The organism is Candidatus Deferrimicrobiaceae bacterium (genome assembly GCA_036504035.1).
In the GTDB taxonomy this organism is placed as follows: Bacteria; Desulfobacterota; Deferrimicrobia; order Deferrimicrobiales; family Deferrimicrobiaceae; genus JANXPS01.
The window spans coordinates 188320-212174 of sequence record DASXVV010000006.1 but is presented as its reverse complement, the minus strand read 5'-3'; the positions used below and the strand labels follow the sequence as shown (position 1 = coordinate 212174).

The 23855-nt window shown below is 62.1% G+C and carries 11 protein-coding genes; 4 read left to right on the top strand and 7 right to left on the bottom strand.

From position 1 onward, the window contains the following. Window positions 1–15: 15 nt before the first annotated feature. The 4 genes from VGK27_02225 to nifH form a co-directional block, all read right to left on the bottom strand. Window positions 16–2775: a bifunctional nitrogenase iron-molybdenum cofactor biosynthesis protein NifEN gene (locus VGK27_02225; protein ID HEY3488922.1), complete on the bottom strand. Its 2760-nt coding sequence runs from the start codon at window positions 2773–2775 to the stop codon at window positions 16–18. Between the two features lie 495 nt (window positions 2776–3270). After that, window positions 3271–4740 carry a nitrogenase molybdenum-iron protein subunit beta gene (nifK, locus tag VGK27_02220; protein ID HEY3488921.1) on the bottom strand — a complete coding sequence of 490 codons (1470 nt, stop codon included), beginning with the start codon at window positions 4738–4740 and terminating at the stop codon, window positions 3271–3273. A 387-nt stretch (window positions 4741–5127) separates the two neighbouring features. Next, window positions 5128–6570 carry a nitrogenase molybdenum-iron protein alpha chain gene (nifD, locus tag VGK27_02215; protein HEY3488920.1) on the bottom strand — a complete coding sequence of 481 codons (1443 nt, stop codon included), beginning with the start codon at window positions 6568–6570 and terminating at the stop codon, window positions 5128–5130. Window positions 6571–6604: 34 nt separating this feature from the next. Beyond that, window positions 6605–7480 (bottom strand): nitrogenase iron protein, encoded by an 876-nt coding sequence (gene nifH / locus VGK27_02210; protein ID HEY3488919.1) that lies wholly within the window; start codon window positions 7478–7480, stop codon window positions 6605–6607. Window positions 7481–7711: 231 nt separating this feature from the next. Here nifH and VGK27_02205 point away from each other — a divergent pair, with 231 nt between their 5' ends. Genes VGK27_02205 through nifA form a run of 3 tightly spaced genes read left to right on the top strand, consistent with a single transcriptional unit; the run spans window position 7712 to window position 11053 of the window. After that, the gene (locus VGK27_02205; protein HEY3488918.1) at window positions 7712–8500 is read left to right on the top strand and encodes an NAD(+)--dinitrogen-reductase ADP-D-ribosyltransferase; all 789 of its coding nucleotides are present in this window, start codon (window positions 7712–7714) and stop codon (window positions 8498–8500) included. Next, complete coding sequence (gene draG / locus VGK27_02200; GenBank protein HEY3488917.1) at window positions 8478–9422, top strand: ADP-ribosyl-[dinitrogen reductase] hydrolase; 945 nt, start codon at window positions 8478–8480, stop codon at window positions 9420–9422. Before VGK27_02205 ends, draG begins: the two co-directional genes overlap by 23 nt. Further along, window positions 9419–11053 carry a nif-specific transcriptional activator NifA gene (gene nifA, locus VGK27_02195; GenBank protein ID HEY3488916.1) on the top strand — a complete coding sequence of 545 codons (1635 nt, stop codon included), beginning with the start codon at window positions 9419–9421 and terminating at the stop codon, window positions 11051–11053. Before draG ends, nifA begins: the two co-directional genes overlap by 4 nt. A 7-nt stretch (window positions 11054–11060) precedes the next feature. Here nifA and VGK27_02190 read toward each other — a convergent pair whose 3' ends face one another. From VGK27_02190 to VGK27_02180, 3 genes are read right to left on the bottom strand one after another with little or no spacing between them, the layout of a single operon-like run. Next, window positions 11061–12332 (bottom strand): AMP-binding protein, encoded by a 1272-nt coding sequence (locus VGK27_02190; GenBank protein ID HEY3488915.1) that lies wholly within the window; start codon window positions 12330–12332, stop codon window positions 11061–11063. Window positions 12333–12337: 5 nt separating this feature from the next. After that, window positions 12338–12853: a 2-oxoacid:acceptor oxidoreductase family protein gene (locus tag VGK27_02185; GenBank protein ID HEY3488914.1), complete on the bottom strand. Its 516-nt coding sequence runs from the start codon at window positions 12851–12853 to the stop codon at window positions 12338–12340. Beyond that, window positions 12850–14613 carry a thiamine pyrophosphate-dependent enzyme gene (locus VGK27_02180; protein HEY3488913.1) on the bottom strand — a complete coding sequence of 588 codons (1764 nt, stop codon included), beginning with the start codon at window positions 14611–14613 and terminating at the stop codon, window positions 12850–12852. The genes VGK27_02185 and VGK27_02180 overlap by 4 nt, the downstream gene beginning before the upstream one ends. Before the next feature lie 391 nt (window positions 14614–15004). Between VGK27_02180 and VGK27_02175 the strand changes: the two genes are divergently transcribed. Further along, a complete protein-coding gene (locus VGK27_02175) occupies window positions 15005–23794 on the top strand; it encodes a putative Ig domain-containing protein (protein HEY3488912.1) in 8790 nt (2929 codons plus the stop codon). Window positions 23795–23855 lie beyond the last annotated feature (61 nt).

Here is a 23855-nt window from a genome sequence, read left to right as displayed (position 1 = left end):
CTCGGGACCTTTTTGTCAGTTGTGCGCCAACTTCTGAGCTTCGGACGAATTCGCCTGGAAGAGGTTCGCCACCTCGAACAGCAGGTTGAGCGTTCCCCGGTAGCCGACCCACATCTTCTGGTGTGCGCCCAGCCGGTCGAACACGGGGTAGCCGGTTCTCAGGTGCGCCTTGATTCCCAGCTTCGCCGCGGCCTGGCGGCCGTTGGAGTTGGCCACCAGCAGGTCGGCGCCGATCGCGGCCGTTTCCAGGTCTTCCAGGTCGCCCACGGAGACCGCGTCGCAGGGAAGCCCGTCGAGGCCGCGTGTCCGGGTAGCCGAAAGCGCTGCCTGGATATCGCAGCCCATCGATGCCAGAAAGCGCGTCATCCCCATGAGGTGATCGGCCTCGAGCGCCAGCGCGATCTTCTTCGCGCCGAACTGGTAGTGGCTATCCACCATCGCGTCCGACAGGCGGCTTCTCCACCGGCGATGTTTTTCGGGAACAGGCTTGCCGCTGATCGCGGAGAGCGTCTCCATCAGCCGGTCGACTTCCGACATGCCCGTTAACGATGAGAAGCCGTACGCCGGCGTCCCGAACGAATCCGACAGCTTCTTCGACGCCTTCGCCAGCGAGTCGCCGACGTAGACCGTCGCCGCGCTGCGTCCCGCCGTCCTGATCGCATCGACCGTCACGCCGCCCGTCGAAAGGGGGGACACGATGTCGTCGATGTGCCCGTCGAGCGCATTCGATATATCGGGGACGGCGACCACGGACAGCCCGAACGACTCGATCAGCTCCTTCACTTCCTCAACGTCGGCCGGCGTGAGCTGGGAGCCCGGCAGCAGCGTGACCTGGCCCGGGATCGTCTCGCCCCCCTCGGGAAGCGCGGACACGATCGCCTCGACCGCGGCGGCGTACCCTTCCTGCAGGGAGCCGCAGTAATCGGGGGTCGCGGCCCAGATGACCGGCACCCCGGCGAATTGCGGATTCTCGTTCCGGAAATGGACGATCGCGCTCTGGACGTCGTCGCCCATCGTCTCGGTCAGCCCGGACGTCATCACGCCGACCACGCCCGGGTTGAACTTCTCGATGACGCGGCCGATCCCTTTCTTGAGGTTCTCCCATCCCCCGAAGATCGCCGTATCCTCGCTCATCGCGGTCGAATTGAGCGCGATCGACTCCTTGAAGTGCCGGGATAGCTGCAGCCGGATGAAGGTCGAGCAGCCCTGCGCCCCGTGGAGCAGCCCGAGCATTCCGTCGATCCCGAGGTAGGCGAGCGTCGCGCCCAGCGCGGGAGAATTCTTTTGCGGGTTGACGGTCGCCGCCTTGGTCGAGACTTTCACGCGGGAAAGGGAGAGGTCTTCGGCCAGCAGCGTCTCGGCATGGTTCGCGGCCATCGCCACCTCGGCCCCGGATTGATCCGTGCCTTTTTCCCAAGGCGCCGGGGCGTTGAGCGTGCGCCAGATCGGGTTATTGACGGTCAGCTCGAGCTGTTTCGCGAACGTGACCATCCCTTCGTAGCCCGCATAGGGATAGGAACGGCCGTGGTTGATGTCGAGGAACGGCGTCTTCGTCTTGAGCGCCAGGAACTTGGTCTTGCCGCCGGCGACGATCAGGTCGGGCATCTTCTCGGCCATGACGGCCAGAAGCCCGGCAGTGGAAGTGTCCTCGATGATGCGGGCGTCCTTGTGCATCAGCGCCTTCATCCGGTGGAAATCTTCGAGGGTGGAATTCTGCGTGCCGGCAGCCAGGATCTCGACGCCCAACTCGCGCAACGCGTTGACCATCGACCAGGTCTTGACGCCTCCGGTAAAGAGCACCGCGCGCTTGCCGGAAAGCCGGGCACGGATGGGTGCGATCCGCTCGCGGCAGGCCGCCTCTTCCTTGGCAATCAGCGCCTCGGCCCGGTCGCGCATCGTCGTGTCGGATTCGCCGCCGTTGACGAGATCGAGTTCCCGCGCGATGTCGCGCAGCGCCTTGGCGGTGTCGGTCATCCCGTAGAACGATTCCTCGATGTAGTCCATTCCGTATTGCTTCTTCATCTTCCGTGCGAGGTTGGTGAGCGACTTGGAGCAGATGATGACGTTGAGCTTCGCGCGGTGGGCGTACCTGAGCTCCTCGAACTTCGCATCGCCGCTGACGCACGACAGGACTCGGATGCCCAGCGCGTCGAACAGGGGCAACATTCCCCACAAGTCGCCCGCGATGTTGTATTCGCCGATCAGGTTGATGTCGTAGGGGGTGACGAATTCCGGCTCGGCCGTCCCGACGACATGCTTGAACAGGATCTCGCCCGCCAGCCGATTGCCGATGTTCTTGTCGCCGATGAAGCCGGGCGTGTTGACGGGAATGATGGGGATCGTGACCTTTTCCGCCGCGGCTGCGCACACCGCCTCGACATCGTCCCCGGTCATCGCGGTGACGCACGTCGCGTAGACGAAGATCGCCTTCACCTGGCCCGCGTACCGGCCTGCCAGGTCGAGGATCGCCCGGTACAGCTTCTTCTCGCCGCCGAACACGACGTCGTTTTCCATCATCTCGGTCGTGAAGCCGCGGCGGTAGAGCTGCGAGCCGGACGAGCGCGCCCCCCGGTTGTCCCAGGAGTTGCCCGCGCAGGCGATCGGTCCGTGGACGAGGTGGATGACGTCGGTGATCGGCATCAGGACGACCCGGGCGCCGTCGTACGCGCACGACCGCTCCGTCCCTTCCCCCGGCTCCGACTTTTTGCAGAACTTGGGCGCGCCCTTTTCCTGCGTCTCACACTCGGGAGCGTCGTAATAATCAGGTCGCGCCATTTATCTACCCTCCGTAGCGCGAGAGCGCCGTGTGTCCTTTGGGCTCCGCGGTATCCCCTTTCGGGGGACGTCTTGCTCGGCCATCCATGGCCTCCCTGCGACTCCATACCCCTCGCGCCGCCATCCCTGGCGGCTACACCCGCTCGGGGCATAGGCCCCCTTCAGGGGACACCGCGGAGCCTGTCGGCCACCCGGGTGTCGCGCCTGATGGGAGGCGGTCGGTACTTGTGTCGCGCTTCCGGAAACCGGAACCTTGTTCGTCTGAATCGCCTACGAATGCCCTCGGTCGTATCCCGAGGCCTCACGCTTCCAGGCGTAGGCCAAAGCGGGGGTCCCTGGACGGGGGCCTCTCTCGGCTCGCCGGGAGGCATGGATGCCGGAGGCGAGCCGAAGGGAGTCGCAGACGACCCAGGGATGGGGCGGCAAGACGTCCCCCGGGAAGGGAGCCCCCGCGTGGCGCTAGCCGGGAAGCCATGGGCCGATCCGCCTGCCCGCCTACCGCATCATTTCGAAGAAGCGTTCGTCGCATGTGTCGTCCTTGATGTCGATGAACTTGTTGCAGATCTCCGTCACCATGTTCAGGACGCCCTGATAGCCGACCAGCGGGTAGCGGGGCTTGTTGACGCGATCGAAGATCGGGAAGCCGAAGCGGAAGAGCGGGATCTTCGCGTCGCGGGCGGCGAACTTGCCGTGCGTGTCGCCGATCATCGCGTCGACCGGTTCCGTCATCAGCAGGCTGCGCAGGTGCCACAGGTCCTTGTTGATGTAGATCTTTCCCTTCTTCCCGTACGGGGAGGCGTCGAGCAGCGCCTGGAGCTCCTTCTCGAGTTTCTTGCTCCCCTTGCTGCACAGGATGTGTACCGGTTCCGCGCCCATCTCGAGGAGGAACGAGACGTAGCCGACGAGGTAGTCGGGATCGCCGTAAAGCGCGAACTTCTTCCCATGGATGTATTGGTGCGCGTCGGTCACCGCGTCGACCGCCCGGCCGCGGTCGGCCTTGAGCGATTCGGGAACCGGCTTGCCGAACAGATCGGCCAGCTTCATGAGAAACGCGTCGGTCTTGGTGATGCCGAACGGCGTCGGGATGACGGCGTGCTTCCCCGCGAAGTGATCCTTGATCCACCCGAACGTCTTCGTCGTCGCGTACGGCGCGACGGAAAGGGTCGCCTTGCCGTTGATCGCATCGGCGGCCTCGTCGAGCTTTGTCCCGCCGGGATAGATCCGGTAGGTGCCGTCCAGGGGAGAGTCGAACGTCTCCGAGATGTCGGCCAGGAAGGTATACGGAATCCCGAACTCCTTGAAGATCCGCTTGTACTCCCGGTAATTGCCGGTATTGAAGTCGCAGCCGGCGATGAAGTTGAGCTTGCCGGTGCAGCGCCCCTCGACCGACTTGCCTTCCGTGAGCGTCTGCAGGATCGACGACAGCATCGCGTCGTAGCCGTTGACGTGGGAACCGCTGAAGCTGGGCGTGTTCGCATATGGAGTAGGGAAGTCCTCCGGCAGGGTCCCCTTGTTCCGCGCGTTCTTGATGAACGCGGTCAGGTCGTCTCCGATAACTTCCGGCATGCAGGATGTGAACACGGCGATCATCTTCGGCTTGTAGAGCGCGAGCGCGTTTTCCAGCCCCTCGTGGAGGTTGGCCTGACCGCCGAACACCGCGCCGTCCTCGGTCATCGAATCGGAGACCGCAGGCGCCGGCTCGCGGAAGTGCCGGTTGAAGGTCGACCGGTAGTAAGAGGCGCACCCTTGCGACCCGTGGACGAAGGGCAGCGTCCCCTCGAAGCCGTGCGCTGCGAGCTGCGCGCCCAGCGGTTGGCAGGCATGCGCCGGATTGATCACCAGCGCCTGACGGGCGAAGTTCTTCTCCTTGTACTCTTCCGTATTGATCCAGGCCGAGACCCGCGAGATTTCCTCGTCGGTGTATTCGGTGACCGGCTTCACTTCCAGTCCCAGGTTGTTCGCCATTTCCGTACTCCTCTCATGTCCGACCGGCTGAACAGCCGCCGTGTCGATTCGTGTGGTCGCCGGTTACGCGCTTCGCGTCACCGGGTATCCCCTTCCGGGGGACGTCTTGATCGGCCATCCATGGCCTCCCTGCGACTCCATACCCCTCGCGGCGCCATCCATGGCGCCTACACCCGCTCGGGGCATAGGCCCCCGTTCGGGGACACCCGGCGCCGCTTCGCTCCAGGGTTGGCTCCCAGTCAGGCGTGTCGCGGCCACACGCTCCCCGGCGTACGCCAAAGCGGGGGTCCCTGGACGGAGGCCTCTGAGACTCGCCGGGAGGCATGGATGCCGAAAAGAGCCCCCGCGTGGCGCTTAGCCGGGGAGTCATTGGCCGGGCCGTGTCCATCAGAACGGTGACTTGACGAGCGACCAGGTCGGGCTGTTCACCGCCATGTCGACGTCGCGGGCGAAGATCGGGAAGCCGTTGTAGGCGTGGTACGGCCCCGAGTAGTCCCAGCTGTGCATCTGCCGGAACGGGATCCCCATCTTCTGGAACAGGTACTTTTCCTTGATCCCGCTTCCGATCAGCGAGGGCTTGAGCGTTTCCACGAAGTGCTCGAGCTCGAGCTCGGAGGCGTCGTCGTAGATCACGGTGGCCTCGGGCATTTCGGGCGAGGTCCGCTCGTAGTCGTCGCCGTGGGCGAACTCGTAGCCGGAACCGACGACCGTCATCCCGAGATCCTCGTAGGCGTTCACCGTGTGGCGGGGGCGAAGGCCGCCGACGTAAAGCATCACGGTCTTGCCTTCCAGCCGGGGGCGATACTCGTCGATCACCGCCTGCATCATCGGGTCGTACTTCGCGATCGCCTTCTCGACGTTCTCCTTGATGCGGTCGTCGAACCGTTCCGCGAGCGCCCGCAGGCTGCTTTTGATCTTGGTCGGCCCGAAGAAGTTGAGCTCGATCCAGGGGATGCCGTACTTCTCTTCCATGACCTTGCACATGTAGTTCATCGACCGGTAGCAGTGGATGATGTTGAGCTTCACCTGGTGGGTGGCCGCGATCCGCTCCATCTCGCCGTCGCCGGTCCAGGTCGCCTTGACGTTGAGGCCGATCTCTTCGAGCAGCGGCTTCACCGACCAGACGTCGCCGCCGATGTTGTAATCGCCGATCAGGGCGATGTCGTAAGGCGTCGCGGGTTCGGCGAATTCGCGCGTCTCGATGATGTAGTCGCGGATGGTGTCGTTGGAGATGTGGTGGCCGAGCGACTGGGACACGCCGCGGAACCCTTCGCAGTTGCACGGGATGATTGGAAGGTCGAGCTCCTTGCTCGACGCTTTCGCGACCGAGTTGATGTCGTCGCCGATCAGGCCGACCGGGCACTCGGAGAGGACCGAAATCCCCTTGGCCAGCGGGAACAGCTCGTGCGCTTCGGAAAGCAGCGTCTTCAGCTTCTTGTCGCCTCCGTAGACGATGTCCTTTTCCTGGAAGTCGGAGGTGAACTGCATCGCGAAGTTCGTGACGCCGTTGATCCCGCTCATCAGGTTTCGGCGGGTGCCCCAGGAGTACCAGCCGCAGCCGACCGGCCCGTGGGAGACGTGGACCATGTCGCGGATGGGGCCCCACACGACGCCCTTGGCGCCGGCATAGGCGCAGCCGCGGGCGCTCATCACGCCGGGAACGGTCTTCCGGTTGGACTTGACGCACGAGCTGCAGCTCGTCGGATCGTTGGGGGCCAGGTGCGGCGCCCGCTTCTTGCGCGCTTTTTCGGGGTAGATCGAAAGCACTTCGTCGATCATTTCCTGCGTCGATTCCTTCGTGATGCCTTCGACCTTCTTTATTTCCGACATGGCCCGACTCCTGTTCTCCAGTTTGAAAGGTTCGTCATTTCGCGGCGGTGGCCGCTTCGGCAACGCCGACGATCGTTTCGTCTTCGGCCTCCATGACGCCGAACTCCATGAGAAGTTCCTCCAGCTCGTCCATCGACAATGGCGTCGGGATGACCAGCATCTTGTTCTCGCTGATCTTCCGGGCGAGCTCCCGGTACTCCTGCGCCTGGGGGTGCTCGGGGGAGTACTCGATGACGGTCATCCGGCGCATCTCGGCTCGTTGGACCTGGTTGTCGCGGGGAACGAAGTGGATCATCTGAGTGCCGAGCTTCTTGGCGAGGGCATCGACCAGCTCGAACTCCTTGTCGGTCTTTCGCGCGTTGCAGATGAGGCCGGCCAGGCGGACCTTGCCGGAGGTGGCGTACTTGAGGATGCCCTTGGCGATGTTGTTGGCGGCGTACATGGCCATCATCTCGCCGGAACAGACGATGTAGATCTCCTCGGCCTTGCCTTCGCGGATCGGCATGGCGAAGCCGCCGCAGACGACGTCGCCCAGGACGTCGTAGAAGACAAAGTCGAGGTCGGGGACGTAGGCGCCGTTCTCCTCGAGGAAGTTGATGGCCGTGATGACGCCGCGGCCGGCGCATCCGACGCCGGGTTCCGGGCCGCCCGACTCGACGCAGCGGATGCCGCCGTAGCCGACCTTCAGGACGTCGTCGACCTCGAGGTCCTCGACGGTGCCGCGCTCGCGCACGAGATCCATGACGGTGCTCTGCGCCTTGGCGTGCAGGATGAGCCGGGTCGAGTCGGCCTTCGGGTCGCAGCCGACGATCATCACCTTCAAGCCGAGCGACGCGAGACCCGCGACGGTGTTCTGGGTGGTGGTGGATTTGCCGATGCCGCCTTTGCCGTAGATCGCGATCTGCCTCATGAGAAGTCTCCTTGTCGAGTGGTCGGAAATGTTCTTTCTTGCCTTCTCCATTCCAAGGGGCGTGCCATGTTTTATGGCTGCACGTAACATGTTGTTTGTAGGGTGATTAATGACTTGCCCTGAATTCGCCCCATTCCGCGTCTCTCGGAATGCGACACTTTGGTCGCATATATGTTCCGGAATGACTACAATAAGGTCGATACCCGGCGGTCGCCGGGCCGGAGGATTCTATTGCAGCCGCTGACGATGAACCTGTGCAACCTGCCTCCCTGGGTGATCGCCGCTCCGGAGTTCAACGCGAACCCGAAGCCGATCGAGATCCAGGGGGTGCGGCGCGCCCACCGCTTCCTTTTCGAGCGGCTCGCGACGATGCCGGACCCGCAGGCGCGGGCGAAGGCGTTCCTCGACCACATGGACGTCGCGTTCCAGCTTCACCAGTGGGAGCAAGAGACGTCCGCCCTCGGGCGGAAAAGCCTGAAGAACAGCTACCTGCGCTTCCTGCGCGGCTGGATGTTCGACGCGAATTCGCTGGAGGGCGCGGTGCTCAAGGGGTGGGTCGAGAGCCGGATCGGCATCCCGCCCACATTCCACAAGGAAGCGGTCGGGGACGTCCACTCCGCGACGTACGCGGCCTACCTCGCCGACCGGATGCGCGGCAGCGCCCGGACGAGCGCGATCCAGGCGCAGTTCGACCTGCTCTACGAGTTCGTCCAGGAGGAGCTGCGGCGGCGGGAGGAGCCCCCCGTCTGCATCCTGTTCCGGGGGATCCACGATTTCTCGGAGCATCGCGTCCTCGATAAAGGAGAACGGCACCGAATGCGTCTCCGGCTCAACAACCTCAACTCGTTCACCCCGGATTTCGAGCGGGCGTTCGAGTTCGGCACGAAGGTGCTCGAGGTTCAGGTTCCGTCGTGCAAGGTGTTCTTCCGCGCCGACCTGCTGCCGGGGGCGCTCCTGAAAGGCGAGGAAGAAGTCATGGTGATCGGAGGGGATTTCGATGTCATTGTCCGAACGGGATGAGGGTCGGCGGGTCGTTCCCGCCGGGCCGGAAGGCATGATCGATCGCGCCGTCGCGTCGTTCCTCGGCGTGGCGATCGGCGACGCGCTCGGCGCGACGACCGAGTTCATGACGCCCGCGGAGATTCGCGAGAGGCATGGCGTCCACGACCGGATCGTCGGGGGCGGCTGGCTGCGGCTCAAGCCGGGAGCGATCACCGACGACACGGAGATGTCGCTTTGCATCGCGCGGGCGGTGCTGGAAAAGGGAGGGTTCGACCTGCAGGCAATCGCCGGGCGGTTCGCGACGTGGCTGCGGGGCAACCCGCCGGACGTCGGCGCCACCTGCCGGAAGGGAATCCGCGACTTCATGCTCAAGGGCTGGACGGAGATGCCGTTCAACGAATGGGACGCGGGCAACGGGGCATTGATGCGGATGACGCCGGCCGCGCTGCTTTCGTTCGGCGACGATGCGCTGCTCGAACAGGCCGTGATCGCGCAGGCGCACCTGACGCATAACCACCCGCTTTCCGACGCCGCCTGCCTCTGCGCCGGCCGGATGGTGCACCTCGCTCTTCGGGGGGAAGGGCGGAGCCGGTTGCAGCGGGAGGCGGAGGCACTCGTCGCCGCGCATCCGAAGTTCGACTTCTCGCGCTATTCGGGCGAAGCCAGCGGATACGTCGTCCATACGATGCAAACCGTCTTCCATTTCTTCTTTTCGACGCGGGCGTTCGAGGATTGCCTGACGGGGGTCGTGAACCAGGGGGGCGACGCCGACACGACGGGGGCGATCGCGGGGATGATCGCCGGCGCTTATTACGGGACGCAGGGGATCCCGGACCGCTGGCGAAAGGCGCTCGACCCGTTGGTACGTGCCGAGGTCGAGGACAGCGCTGCCCGGCTATTCCGGATGTCGCCCGGGCTCCGCGAGGCGACCTTGCGATGAGCGCGTCTCCGAACAACCATACGCGGTCGCCGCGCGACGTCGAACAGCAGCTGCTCGAGCTGACGACGCTCCACGAGATCAGCAAGGTGCTGACCGAGTCGCTCGACCTGCAGGTCACCTGCTCCCGGGTGCTCAAGTTATTGTCGCAACTCCTGGGCATGGAGCGCGGCACTTTCCTGATGCGTGAGCCCGAGAGCGGGAAGCTGTCGATCGTCGCGGCGCAGGGACTGGCGCCCGAGGAGATCGCCCGCGGCCGCTACGCCGTCGGGGAGGGGATCGTCGGCCGCGTCGTGGCCACCGGGAGCCCGATCGTCATTCCCGCCATCGGCGACGAGCCGCTGTTCCTGGACCGGACAGGCGCGCGGGCCAAACTGATCGACCGCGGATCGATCACCTTCCTCTGCGTGCCCGTCAAGGTGGGCGGTGAGGTGGTCGGCGTCCTCTCCGCGGACCGGCTCTTCGAGGACCGCGTCCCGTTCGACCGGGACCTCAGGTTCCTGACAATCGTCGCCGGCAGCATCGCGCAGGCGGTCCGCATCAACGAGATGGTGCGCGAAGAGAAGCAGCGGCTGCTCGACGAGAACCTTTCCCTCAAGTCGGAGCTGAAAGGGCGCTACCGGTTCGACAACATCGTCGGCGTAAGCGACCGGATGCAGGCCGTCTTCGGCCAGGTGGACCGGGTCAGCAAGAGCAACGCGACCGTGATCCTGCGGGGGGAAAGCGGGACAGGCAAGGAGATGATCGCGGGGCTCATCCACTACAACAGCGGGCGTGCGCAGGGGCCGTTCATCAAGCTCAACTGCGCGGCGCTCCCGGAGACGCTGCTCGAGACCGAGCTGTTCGGGCACGCCCGCGGCGCGTTCACCGGGGCGGTGGGCGAGAAGCGCGGGCGGTTCGAGCTGGCGAACGGCGGCACCCTCTTCCTCGACGAGGTGGGCGACCTGCCGCTCTCCTTCCAGATCAAGCTGCTGCGCGTGCTCCAGGAGCGGCAGTTCGAGCGGATTGGCGGGACGGAGACGATCTCGGTCGACGTCCGCCTCATCACCGCGACGAACCGGGTATTGGAAGAAGCGGTGCGCGCCGGGCAATTCCGCGAGGATCTCTACTACCGGCTGAACGTGATCCCGATTTTTTTGCCCCCGCTGCGGGAGCGTCCCGAGGATGTCCCGCCGCTGATCGAGTTCTACCTCGCCCGCTTCAACCAGGAGAACGGGAAGGCGGTGCGGCTGTCGCGCGCCGTCTATGACCGGCTTCTGCGCTACCCGTGGCCGGGCAACATCCGGGAGCTGCAGCACGCGATCGAGCATCTGGTCGTCATGGCGGCGGGAAACGAGGCGGGGGAGGCCGAGCTGCCGCTGTCCATCCTGAACGGGCCCGGCTATGCCGCGCAACCCGTGGCGGGCGCCGGATTCCCCATGCCGGCGTTCGGCCCCGGCCCGCTGCCCGCTCCGGGCGCCCCCGTCCCTGCGGCGAATCCGCTGGGACTCTCGGCGCTCGAGCTTTCGGAAAAGGAGATGATCGAAGAGGCGGTCGCGAAGGCGGAGGGAAACCGGTCGAAGGCCGCGCGCGCGCTGGGCATCACGCCGCGCCAGATCGGCTACCGGATGCGGAAGTTCGGGATTCCGGGCTAGCGGTCGGTTACTTCCCGGAAGGGCCCCGCCGGTCGACGACGCGCTGCGCCTTGCCGTCGGACCGGGGAAGCGTGCCGAACGGGACGAACTGAAGCGTCACCCGGAAGCCGAGGAAATCGCGTAGCCGCGTGTGGATGCGGGTCTCGACTTCCTCGTCGATGCCCGAGAGCGTCTCGGCGATCAGCGTGACGATACCCTTGCCGTGCTTCTCCTCGAGTACGATCTGGTACTCGGTCGAGAGCTCCGTAAACGACATCAGGATGGCCTCGAGCTGGGAGGGGTAGAAGTTGACGCCCTTGACCTTCAGCATGTCGTCGTTGCGCCCCTTGATCCGGGCGACTTTGACGGTCGATAGGCCGCAAGGGCAAGGCCCTCGGGAGACGATCCGGGTGACGTCGCGCGTCCGGTAGCGGACCAGCGGCAGTCCTTCCCGGGTGAGCGTCGTCAGCACCATCTCGCCCTCGACGCCGTCGGGCACGACGTCGCCGCTCTCCGGGTCGATGATCTCGACGATGTAGTGGTCGTCCCAGACGTGGATCCCGTCGTGCTGCACGCAGTCGATCCCCAGCCCCACGCCGCCCGTCTCGGTCATCCCGATGACGTCGAACGTCTCGATCCCCATCACATCCTCGATCCGTTTCCGCATGCTGTCGGACCACACTTCGGCGCCGATGATGCCGACGCGGAGCTGCGTCCTTTTCCGGAAGTCGAATCCTTCTTCCCGGGCGATCTCCATGAGGCGAAGCGGGTAGGAGGCGATGGCGCCCAGCGCGGTCGTCCCGAGCTCCTCCATGAAGCGGAGCTGGAGGTGGCTGCGGCCCGCCCCGATCGGGATGGTGAAGGCGCGGATCGATTCGGCGCCGTAGTGGAAGCCGAAGCCGCCGTTGAACAGGCCGAAGGAGGGCGTGATCTGGATCGTGTCCTCGGAGGTCAACGTCGCGGTCGTGAAGCAGCGCCCCATCGTCTCGCGCCACTGGTCGACGTCGTGGCGGGTCATCGGGTTGAGCACGGGGGTGCCCGTCGTGCCGCTGCTCATGTGCATCCGGGCGAAGTCCTTCCGGTCGGCGCAGGCGAACGAAAAGGGGTAGCCCTTCTGCAGGATCTCCTTGGTCATGAACGGGCGCCGGACGAAATCCTCGTAGCTGCGGATCTCGCCCTCGATCCGCATGGCGCGGGCGTAGAAGTCGTTGTGGCGGACGATGCGGTGGAGCGATCGGTTGAGCCCTTCGAGCTGGGCGTCGGTGAGGCCCGGAGGCAGGGCGGAAAGGGTATCGGTCATGGCGGTCAGTCCTTCATTTCGAGGCCGACCCGGATGGCGTCGGCGTTGATTTTCCGGTCGCCCGACAGGAGCGGGAGGAGCTGCTCCGGAGGGAAGAGCACGGGAAAGGCGGCGAACAGGCGGCCCAGCAGGATCTGGCCGGCGAGGACCGGATTGCCGAAGCGTTCGGCGGCCAGCGAGGCGGCGTCGATCGAACGGGACGCATATTGCGGGGGCAGCGCGACGGGCTCGGCGTCGTCGACGAGGCAAAGTCCGCCGGGCGCCAGGAACGAGCCGTTGCGCAGCGCCTCGCCGGCGTCGGTCGAGAGGACGAAATCGGCGCTGCCGAGCGCGATGGAGGGCGATTCGAAGGGGCCGATCTTGAGGAAGGTGGCGACGCTGCCGCCGCGCATGGCCATCCCGTGCGTCTCGGCGGAGATGACCCGATGCCCCAGCCGGGCGGCGAGGTTTCCCAGCAGGTGGTTCAGCGTGACGATTCCCTGTCCGCCCCGGCCGCACAGGATCCCGGTCAACGTCTTCATGGCGCGTCCTCCCCGGCGGCGATCGCCCCGAAGGGGCAGATGTCGACGCAGACCCCGCAGTCGATGCAAAGCCGCCGATCGACGACGGCGCGGCCGAGGGCCGGATCCTCCGAAAGGGCGGGGCACTCGAACCGCTCGTAGCAGATGCGGCAGTTCCGGCACGCTCCGGTAACGCGGACGGGGGCGGTGCGGGGGGCGGGCCGCTCGCGGGCCACACAGCCGCGCCGGAAGATCACGACGGCCGGATGGGAAGCTTCCTCCGCGTGGGCGAGCGCTTCCTTCAGCAGCGCGACTGCGCCCTGGACGTCGTACGGGTCCGCCGCGCGGACGAAATCGATGCCGAGCCCGCGCACGGCGGCCTCGATCGTGATGCCCGCCCCGGCCATGTGGGGGACGGGCTGGAAGCCGGTCATCGCGGTCGTCCCGTTGTCGAGGATGCAGAGCACGACAGGCGCGCCCGACAGGCGGGCGTTGAGCAACCCGGGGAGCCCGGTGTGGAAGAAGGTGGAGTCGCCGATCGTCGCGATCACCGGACGGTCGGGATTCGCCCGCTTCATCGCTTCAGCGAATGTGATCGAGGCGCCCATGCAGATGCAGCTGTCGACCGCCCCGAGGTTGACGCCGAGCGTGTAGCAGCCGATGTCGCCGGGGAAGATGCCGTCAGGCGCGCTCTTGCGGATGGCGTAGAAGGCCGGCCGGTGGCCGCAGCCGGCGCAGAGGCGCGGCTTGGCGGGCGGCGGGGGCGCCGGAAGCTCGGCCCGGGCCGCCTTCGGCGCCGGCTTCCCGGCGAAGGCGTGGAGCCGTTCGGACAGGATGTCGAAGGTGAGCTCGCCCCGGGCGGGCATCGCGCCGTCGTGCTTCCCGGATACCTTTCCCCTGTCGCGAAGTTGGTCTTCGATCACCGGGAACGTCTCTTCGGCGACGAGCAGCCGCCGGTAGCCGGCGAGGTGGCGCGCGGCGAATTCGCCCGAGAGCGGGAACGGCATGTCGACCTTGACCAGGTCGACCGGCAGCGGGTGCGCTGCGAGGACGTCGCGCAGGACGGCATAAGGGTATCCCGAGGCGACGACGGCGAGGTCGTGCTTCGGGGCGAAGCCGTCGTCGCGCCATGCGTCGGCGGCGATGGCCGAAAGTTTTGCGAGCAGCCGCTCGTGGAGGACGCTGCGGAACCTCGGCGTCGCCGCCCACCGCTCGGGATCGCGCACGAAGGCGGCGGGGACCGGCGCGGGCGCCGCGGCGGCGGGAACGTCGAAATCCTGGCGGCTGTGGCAGACGCGCATGACGGGGCGCAGGAGCACGGGGATCTTCTCCCGGGCCGAGAGCGCGAAGGCGCGCAGCGTCAGCGCCCAGGCGTCGCGCGGGTTAGCCGGGTCGAAGACGGGGATGCGGGCGGAAAGGGCGTAGAGGCGGCTGTCCTGCTCGGTCTGCGAGCTGTGGGGTCCCGGATCGTCGGCGGAGACGAGGACGAGCGCGCCCGCGACGCCGGTGTAGGCCACGCTGAAGAGCGGGTCGGCGGCGACGTTGAGCCCCACCTGCTTCATCGCGCACAGGACGCTGCGGCCAGAGATTGCCTCGGCGGTAGACAGCTCGAGCGCGACCTTCTCGTTGACGGACCACTGGGCGAACCGGTCGGGGGCGAAGCGGCGGAAGGCGCCGAGGATCTCGCTCGCGGGCGTGCCCGGGTAGGAATAGGCGGAATGGGCCCCGGCGTGAACCGCGGCGAGGGCGATGAGGTCGTTCCCCAAGAGAAAGTCTGCCATGTTTTCGGGATTCCTTTGCGGCCAGGACGATCTTTCAATGATACGCCCGGACCCGCGGGTTGCCAACACCCGCGGCACCCGCGGCACCGCCCAGGAACTTGAAGGCACCTGTCAAATACGCTTTGGCGTGGAACCGGGTACAGGATGGGTCGCATTGCGCGGAGATCATCCGGGAATGCCCGAGCAAGAATCGCTAAGTTATTTGACACAAAGATGAAGTATTTGATAGCCTCCCGTCACCAATCCTTTCCGTAAAAGCTGTTTGGTCCCATTCGCCGTCGGTCGTTGGTTTGATGCCGTAAACCTGCAGAAGCCGTAACGGAGCGAACATGGGCCTATGCCTTCATCCTGACAATCCCCTTTCATTTTCCGATACCTGCTGGAGGTTGAAATGACGCGTTCGCTCAGGCCCCTGCGTACCAAACCGGGGATTCAAAGAACCGGATTCATCCTTATGATGGTCCTTTCGGTCATTCTCCTTTCCGGAACGGGATACGCCGCCACCCTGAGCGTTACAACCACCAGTCTGGCTGCCGGCACCGTCGGAACCGCGTACAGCAAGACGCTGGCGGCCACCGGCGGCACGACTCCATATACCTGGAGCATCAAGGCGGGAACCTTGCCGGCCGGGCTTACCCTGAGCAGTGCGGGAGTCATCAGCGGCACGCCGACCACCGCAGGCACCAACAGTTTTACCGTCCAGGTGAAAGCCGCCAACAATACCACGGCGACCAAGGCGCTTTCGATCGTCGTCAACGCCCCGCCCCTGACCATAAATACGGTTGCATTGGACAACGGCTACATCGGCACTGCCTATGCTCAAACGCTGGCCGCCACCGGCGGGAAGACCCCCTATAAGTGGAGCGTCACCACTGGCACGTTGCCCGCCGGGCTCACCCTGGGCACCGGCACCGGAGTCATCAGCGGGGCGCCGACGACGGCCGGATCGAGCACCTTCACGGTAAAGGTCCTGGACAACAACAGCGCCTCGACGACGAAGTCGCTTTCGATCACCATCTACGCCGTGCCGTCCGTCGCAACATCGTCGCTTCCGGACGGCTACATCGCCACCGCCTACAGCCAGACGCTGGCAGCCACCGGCGGGAAGACCCCCTATAAGTGGAGCGTCACCACCGGCACGTTGCCGCCCGGCCTTTTGTTGAGCAGTGCGGGCGTCATCAGCGGCACGCCGACGACGGCCGGACCAAGCAACTTCACGGTGCAGGTCGCCGACAACAACAGCGTGAAGGCGACGAAGTCGCTGACGATCACCGTTTACACGGCGCCTTCGGTTACGACATCGAGTCTGCCGTCGGGAAGCACCGGTACCGCCTACAACCAGACGCTGGCGGCCACGGGCGGCAAGGCTCCCTACGTGTGGAGCGTCACTGTCGGCACGTTACCCGCCGGACTCACGCTTGCGGTTTCGACGGGGATCATCAGCGGCACTCCGACGACGGTCGCGACAAGCAGTTTCACCGTCCAGGTCGCCGATAACAACAGCAAGAAAGGGACGAAGGCGCTTTCGATCGTCATCAGCGCAGCCCCGACGATTTCGACGACCACCCTTGCGGATGGCTACGTGGGTACCGCCTACAGTCAGACGCTGGCGGCCACCGGCGGGAAGACGCCCTACAAATGGAGCGTCACCCTCGGCACGTTGCCGGCCGGGCTTTCGTTGAACAGCGCCGGCGTCATCAGCGGAAACCCGACGACAGCCGGGCCGAGCACCTTCACGGTGCAGGTCGCCGACAATAACAGCGCACTGAACACAAAGTCGCTCTCGATCACGGTCTACGCCGTGCCGTCGGTTACAACCTCGTCGCTTCCGGACGGTTACCTGAGCACCGCGTACAGCCAGGCGCTGGCGGCCACGGGCGGCAAGGCTCCGTATGTCTGGTCCAAAACCAGCGGTTCATTTCCCGCGGGGATCACCTTAAGTAGCGCAGGTGTTCTCAGCGGCACGCCGACGACAGCCGGCAGCAGCACATTTATTGCGCAGGCCGCGGACAACAACAGTGTGAAAGCCACACAGTCGTTGACGGTGATGATCTACGCTGCCCCTTCCGTCACGATAGCCAGCTTGTCTGCAGGGACTGTCGGCATCGTGTATGGCCAGACACTGGCGGCCACAGGGGGCAAAGCACCCTATTCATGGGCGATCAGCAGCGGGTCGCTGCCGGTCGGTCTTTCGTTGAGCGGCGCGGGCGTCATCAGCGGCACCCCGACGACGACCGGATCAAGCACATTCACGGTGCAGGTCAAGGATGCGAACAACAAGGCGGCGACAAAATCGCTCTCGATCACGATCAATGTCAACCCGATGACCATCACTACCGGAAATCTGCCGGACGGATATGCCGGAACAGCCTATGGCCAGACGCTGTCCGTTACCGGGGGGCAGACGCCTTATCGTTGGTCCGTCTCCAGCGGAAACCTTCCCGACGGGCTTTCCCTGAGTGCCGGTTCCGGGGCAATCAGCGGCACGCCGACCTCCGCTGGAACAGCCATAATTACCGTTCAGGTGGCGGACAACAACAACGTCACGGCGAACAAGGCGTACATCCTCAGCGTGAAGACAGCGCTTGTCGTTACCACGGCCAGCCTTCCTGACAGTTATGTCGGCAGCGCTTACACCAAGAGCCTTACGGCGGACGGAGGAAAGCTCCTGTATTCCTGGAGCATCACTTCGGGAACTCTGCCCGCCGGACTTGAGTTGAGTAGCGACGGCATCATCAGCGGCACGCCGGCCAGTTCCGGAAGTAGCACCATCACGGTTCATGTCGTGGACAATAACAGCGTCGCGGCGAGCCGGTCGCTGACACTCACCGTCAACCCGTCTTTCTCCATCACGACAACCGTTTTGCCCGATGGCTACGACAATACGGCCTACAACCAGCCCCTGATCGTCACCACGGGCGGTTTGGCCCCCTATGTCTGGAGCATTGCTTCGGGAACAATGCCGGCGGGTCTAAATCTTGATTCCGGCACCGGTGTCATCAGCGGCATCCCGATCATGGTCGGCACCGCCACTTTCAGCGTCCGGGTATCCGATAGTAATAGCTTGGTGGCGAGTCGAGCGTTTACACTCACCGTCAACCCCAATCCCGGTCAGCAGGACAGCGACCGGGATGGGGTCCTGGATGTCTATACAATGCTTCATTGCGTGACAAACAGTGCGGAATTTCAGCAGGCGCTCACCCTCTCCGAAACGAACAACAAATTCAATATAATCAGGATGAAAACAGGAATTTACCGCATTTCCAGCAACGGGAATCAGCCATTTACTTATGACTCGTCCTCCGATTATGGCCTGTCGATCCTCGGAGGATATGACAATGGGTGTTCAACCAGGGATCTAAATCCGATAAATACGGTCATTGACGGCCAGAACACATTGATGTCCAACACTGGGCTGCTGAAGATTACCAACACATCAGATACTCCCTCTCCAGCCAACTCAATTACGATTGAAGGCATTACCGTAAAGAAAGGGTACGGCGTGAATGTGACCGGTGTTTCCATTTTGCCAACGAAAATAGATGTTAATTTTCGCAATAATACAATAATGGATATTGGGACACATCTTGACGAGACGGTATACTCCGACTCGACTGGTTTATTCATCGGTCCGGTTCTATCCAGGCTTCTATGGGCAGAAAACGGAAATATCCGAGTTGACAATAATGTTTTTACGATGATTGAAGGAAGTCCGAATAGTGCGCTTCACTTGCTTGCATTCGGAAATATCGATGTGTCGGGCAATACAATCACAGGAAATAAATCTAACTCTACGATGACTTGCCCAGGTGTTTACATAGAGGAAGAAGGGAATGGTCGCGTTAGTTTGTCAAACAACACGATCAGTTATAATACATACAATAGAAATAATAATACCTATCCATCCTATAGGAATAACCGTGCTGGTGCGGTTATTGTGAACGGTTGGGATAATGTCGTCGTTGCAAATAATATTATTGTTGGGAACGAAGGGAATGGCGTATTCGTATCTGCGCACGAAATTAAATATATAAACAACACAATTAGTGAAAATTCCTCAAACGGCATACTCGTGGATGAGGATAATAATGGGTCCATAGACTTATTTGATAATTATTTGAATGGCAACAAGGGGCTTGGTCTATTGTATAATATATGTGGATCAGTGCTAAGGGGGTATAATAACAACATTGACCTGATAAGCAGTGCTGAAATTAGTTGTTGGCCATACGCCAATGTCGACATCGTTGGGAATATCAATTATAGCGATGCGATATTTGCTAACAAGAAGGGCCATGATTATCGGCTGAGCAAGAATTCGCCTTTGATCAATAGGGGTTACAATCTGACCCCAAATCTTCCCACCCAAGATTATGATGGAAACAACAGGATTATTTCAAGTGCCGTGGATATCGGCGCCTACGAATACAACCCGTCAACCTTTTTTGGGACGCCCGTCTTCGGGGTCGCGCCTTTTTCTGCGAAATTTACCGACGCTTCAGTCCTGCCGGGAACGATCGTTTCCAGGGCCTGGGATTTCAACGGGGACGGGACGACGGATAATACATCCCCGAATCCGGTTTTCGTGTACCAGAATCCAGGGAAATACACTGTGGGGTTCACCGTCAGCGATTCTACGGGCGGGGTTTATACAAAGAGCAAGTCAAATTATATTGAAATCGGAATCGATACGGATCATGACGGAATCCCCGACAGCCGGGACAATTGCCCGACGGTATACAATCCCGACCAACAGGATCTGGATCATGATGGCGTCGGCGATGCCTGCGGCCTATCGATCGATTTCCTGACTACCGCAATAAATCTCGCGGTGCCGACGGGCACAAGCGCCGACAATACCGCGAAAACTTATAATAATGGCCTGCCCATTCCGTACGGATATTGCGATGGCATTGAAATGCCCGGCGATCTGACTCGATACCTAAAAAATCCGATGCCCGATTCCAACCCGGCCCTCATCAGTGCGCCTGCCGAATTGAAAATATGCGCATCGACCCAAGCGGTCATGAACTTCCAGTCGAACATAGACGCATCAAAATTGTCCTCGCTCTTCTTGAAAGTCTATGTGTCCGATCAAAGATCGGTTTCCCCACAAGCTTTCCGCGTGTATGCCTATAGTCCCAATGGGAACACCCTTCAAACGGGCAGCTATCTGACCGTCAATCTTTCCATGGGATGGAACCAGATCGATGCAAGCAGCCTCTTGCCTTCGATGAGAGGATTCGGTTTCGTAAAGATCCGTCTGGTTCCGACCAGCAATAATTACACCGGCATCTTGGGCGCCGACATAACGACGACCTTGGCTGGCGGAAACACCAATCAGGCGCCGGTCGTTGTCTCGAACGGGCCTTACAAAGATGCCATCAACAGCCCGATCGCATTCAGCAGCGCCGGCACGAACGATCCGGAAAGCAACCCGGTGACCTATCTGTGGGATTTCGGCGATGGCGCCACATCGGATTCCGAAAATCCGTTCCATGCATATTCATCAACGGGAACCTATCCCCTGAAATTAACCGTAACGGATTATTTCGGGGCGTCGAAGACGGACAACACCACGGTGACGATCGTTCCGACCATGATATCGAGTCAAATCCCGATCGCACATGCGGGATACGCGGATTATGGTCTGGTCGGGACTATTGCAAACTTCGACGGGAGCCTTTCCCATGATCCCGATGGCGCCATCACATCCTGGTCATGGGATTTCGGAGATGGCAGAAAGGGCACCGGGATATCCCCCACACATGTCTATGCCACAGAGGGGTCATTCATGGGCACCCTCACTGTCACGGACAACAGCGGCCTGACCGCGATGGATTCCTTCGAAGTCGATGTCTATTCCAATTCGGCGATTCCGGATTGCATCACAGGTGTCGTCAGGGACTCGACAACGGGTATAGGGCTTGCTTGGGTGTCCGTGATCGTTTGCGATGACGGCTACGGTTGTCGTGATGAGATTCGTAGCGAACCGGATGGCTATATTCGGGAGTTTCTCTATGGTCCGTACACCGTTACCATCTCGAAGTCCGGATATGGGACCAAATTCTATTCCGGCAATTCTGTCCCAGGGCAGGTGACCAACCTAAATATGGATCTTGCCCCAGGGGGGGTAGTGGCCGGAACAGTTACCGAAGTGACGACGGGCTTGCCGGTAATCTCGGCTGTCGTTACGGTTACGGATTCCGCCGGGGTTTCGCATACGGCGATGGCCTACGTGAATGGAGCTTATGCCGTATCCGACCTAGCGGCGGGAGCATTCACCGGAACCGTTTCCTTGAATGGCAACTATGTCGTGGTTTTTTCCGGAAACGCCATATCCGGTCAAACAGTCATAGCCAATCTCAAGATGGCGGTAGAGCCCGGCAGAATCGTAGGAACCGTTACGGACAATTCCACATGCCTCCCATTATCCAGTATTTCAATTTACATAGAGGGTGCTTCAGGATCCCGGTGCTTGACCACGACCGATAGCGCCGGGGGGTATACCTGTCCCAATATTGCGCCCGGGGCTTTCACCGGAACGATCCAGGACCCCTTGTATTCTCCTGGCTCCCTTTCCGGAACCGTTGTTTCGGACGTGACGACGATGCTCGACGCAATTCTTGTTCCGCAAACGACCATTCTTTCGGGGACCGTATCGGATTCGGTAACCGGATTGCCAATCCCCTATGCAGTGATCTATGCGGATGTCAATTCCACCCTGACAACATTAGGTTGGACGGATCAATACGGGGTCTTCAGGGTTCCTATCGCCCCCGGACCGTTTACCGTAGCGATCGAAGCCTACCGACACTTTCTTGCAGGCAACCTCTCCGGGGTTGGAACCACCGGCCGCACGACCATCCTAAACGCTCAACTGAGACCTTCCCTTGGATATTTGACCGGGACGGTCATATGCACCCAGGGTGGTTTCCCGCTTGCCGAAGCGGGCATTCGGATCACGGACAGTGGGGGACATGTCCGGGCGGTATTATCGAGTTACTACGGAGATATTTTAATCAGCGATCTTCCAGAAGGTCCCTTTACCGGGATAGTCGGGAAACCCGGATATGTTACCGCTTCAATCTCGGGAACCATCACCGGAGGATATGCGACGACGCTGAACGTGTCGCTGATGTCGGTTCAGCCGGTCCTCCCGGTCATCAGCAATGTTGCAGTGGTTAACCTGACCTCGAACTCCGCCCGGATCACCTGGACCACCGACCTGCCGGCCGATAGTCGTGTCGATCACGGTACGACGGTTTCCTACGGCAGCTCGGTTTCCGAAGGCTCATTGGTTACAAGCCACGTCCTGAACCTTTCCGGTCTTTCCCCGGTGACCACCTACCATTTCCAGGTGAAATCCACGACCGCCTACGGCGCCGCTTCCGCAACCGCGGACAGCACGTTCCGGACGCAGTCCACGATCCTCGACCTGGGCGATTCAGGCAACGTCGCGGTGATGGAATTCGCGGGGAATTACGATGCAAAAAACCCCAACGGCACGATCAACGATGTTCCGCGCCAGGACATCGCGCGACAGTATTTCTCGACGCGAGGCGACAAGGATTTTCTTGTTGTGTTTTCAACTTTCGACTATGGCATGCCGGAGGCCGAGGCAAAAGGGTTCTACCTGGATGTCAAGAACGACACGCAGGGGATCGGCCTTCCGACTTTCAACAACACAGTCTTTTACGGGAGCCCCGGGAAACTGCAGGGGATCATCGAGGTCGGGAATGCAACCGCATTGGCCGGTGCGCCCTATGGGCCAAAACTCGATGAAACTTTAACGGTCGTCAGCCACGAGCTGATGCACCGCTTTGGGGCCTATGTCCGCTATCAGCCGGTTGGTGGCGGGCCCCTGAGCACCGGACTGCTCGGCAAGGATAACACGCACTGGAGTTACCTGTTCGACACCAAAGGATCGCTTCTGTATGGCAATGTATGGCGCGACAACAAGGACAACACGTTCCTGTCTACCGGCGCGATGAGTGTTTACAGCTCGCTCGATCTGTACCTGATGGGGATGATTCCGAGGGAGCAGGTGCCGCCGATGCTGCTGATCGACAACGCGGCCATCGACCCGACCCGCCTGCCGCAGCCGGGCGCCGTGGTGACCGGCACGGCGAAGACCGTCACGATCGACGACATCATCGCGGCCGAAGGGGGCCGGATCCCGAGCGCGGCCACTTCCCAGAAACAGTTCAACGTGGGGTTTGTCCTGCTGACCCGACCTGAAGACAACACCGTGGCCGGCGTGCAGGCACTCGAGACGCTGCGCAAGGCGTTCGCGGGCCGGTTTGCGGAGCTGACGCAGGGCAAGGGGAGCATCAGCGGCGTGGCGCCCACCCTCGACCTTGTGGTCGATTCCCCCGCGGACAACTCTGCTGTGGTAGGGCCTGATGTGACCGTTTCAGGGACCGTCATCAATTCCACCGGTGCCGACACGGGAGTCATGATCGGCGGCACGCCGGCCACGATCGTTGGCACTCGCTTCACCGCCAGCCATGTGCCGTTGCAGCCAGGGGCGAATACTATCGAGATTATCGCGTCCGACAATATCGCCCTGAGGGCCACCGCTACGGTCAACGTAAGCGCAACGCAAGGAGACTACATCAGGATCAAGGCGAGCACTCAGTCGGGTCTTGCGCCGCTAAACGTCACGTTGACGCTGGACGGTTCCTTCAGCGTCAACGCCTGTTCCTTCAACGTCTCGGGACCGGTTCCCGTGCCGGTGATCGCTGGCGGGAGTTCAGGCGAATACAGCGCCTTGCTCCCGGCGGAGGGAACTTACACCGTCACCGCTAGTGCAATGGGGCCGGACGGACAGCCGCATAGCGACACGATCACCGTCGTGGTGTATTCGACGTTCCAGATGGATTCCCGGCTCCGCGGCAAGTGGGATGGAATGAAGGCCGCGATGACGTTGAGCGATCCGATGAAGGCGGCAAGCTTTTTCGTGACCGATAGCCTGGGGCGATATACGGATATTTTCACGGCGATTGGAGAAAGTCTGCCGCAATTCGCCCTAGACATGCAGGATATCGAACTGATCTCCCTAGAGAACAATGTGGCGGAATATGCAATCAGGAGGATGGAGAATGGTAGTTTGATGACCTATTACATATATATTGTGAAAGACTACACTGACGGAGTATGGAAGATCCAGCAGTTCTAAATAGGCGGAGCAGTCGAAGGGCTGCCCGCGTAGTGTTATAGGCACACCACAAGGAGTCCAG